Genomic DNA, 1,313 nt, shown 5'->3' on the forward strand with positions numbered 1-1,313 from the left:
CACCTTCATCATCGCCGGCCAGACGATGATCTCCAGCGGTTTTGGCGCCTCGGTCGGGCTGGAAGCCGGCTATACGCAGGTTGGCTCCGGGCTGGCATCGCGGCTGGCGGGCATCTTCAGGCTGCGCCGCAACGATGTCCGCATCCTGGTCGGCTGTGGTGCGGCCGGCGCCATCGCCGCCGCCTTCGATGCACCGCTGACCGGCGCCTTCTACGGCTTCGAATTGGTCATCGGCATCTACTCGGTCGCCAATGTCGCGCCAGTCTTGACAGCCGCGATCTGCGCCTCGCTGACGGCGGAGATGTTCGGCGGCGTGCCGTTTCCGCTCGAGCTTTCGGGTCTGCCGGCGCTCACCGCCAGCCAGTATGTGCCGTTCCTGCTGCTCGGCCTGCTCGGCGGTGCCGCCTCGATCGCCATCATGCATCTGGTGACACTGATCGAACGTGGTTTCGCCAGGCTGTCGATCGACGCGGCGTTGCGCCCCGTGATTGGCGGCGTCATCGTCGGGCTGCTGGGTCTTATCACCCCGCAGGTGCTGTCCAGCGGCCATGGCGCGCTGCATCGCGAATTCTCGATGAATTACGGGCTGGCCGTGGTGGCCAGCGTCTTCGTGCTCAAGCTGGCGGCGTCGGCGGTGTCGCTGGGGTCGGGTTTTCGCGGCGGATTGTTCTTCGCCTCGCTGTTCCTCGGCGCGCTGCTCGGCAAGGCGTTCGCGGATGTGATGCTTGTTATTTCTCCGGCAACCGGCATCGACCCTGCCGTCGCCGCCGTCGTCGGCATGACGTCGCTCGCCGTCGGTGTCGTCGGCGGTCCGCTGACGATGACCTTCCTGGCGCTGGAATCGACCCGCGACCTGACGCTGACCGGCGTTGTGCTGGCCGCCTCGATCATGTCGGCGATCCTGGTGCGCGAAACCTTCGGCTACTCGTTCTCGACATGGCGCTTCCATCTGCGCGGCGAGACCATCCGCAGCGCCCACGATGTTGGCTGGATGCGCAGCCTCACAGTCGGCTCGATGATGCGCAAGGACATCAAGACCATCTATGCCTCGACGACGCTGGCAGCCTTCCGCAAGCAAGTGCCGCTCGGCTCTGCCCAGCGGGTCATCGCCGTCGACGCGGGCGACCACTATGTCGGCGTGCTGATCGTGGCCGAACTGCACAGCGATCCTTCCGATGGCGAGGTGCCGGTGCGCGATCTTGCCAAATACAAGGACGCGGTGCTGGTGCCGAGCATGAACGTGCAGGCCGCCGCGGAAACATTCCAGCGGGCGGGCGCCGAAGAACTCGCTGTCGTCGAGGATTTCACCGACC

At 66.0% G+C, this 1,313-nt stretch carries 1 protein-coding gene; it reads left to right on the forward strand.

What is annotated here, in order from left to right:
- A partial coding sequence (locus EN750_RS34665; RefSeq protein ID WP_145968211.1) for a chloride channel protein occupies positions 1-1,313 on the forward strand: 1,313 nt, incomplete at both ends.

The organism is Mesorhizobium sp. M7A.F.Ca.ET.027.03.2.1 (genome assembly GCF_003999175.1).
Taxonomy (GTDB): Bacteria; Pseudomonadota; Alphaproteobacteria; order Rhizobiales; family Rhizobiaceae; genus Mesorhizobium.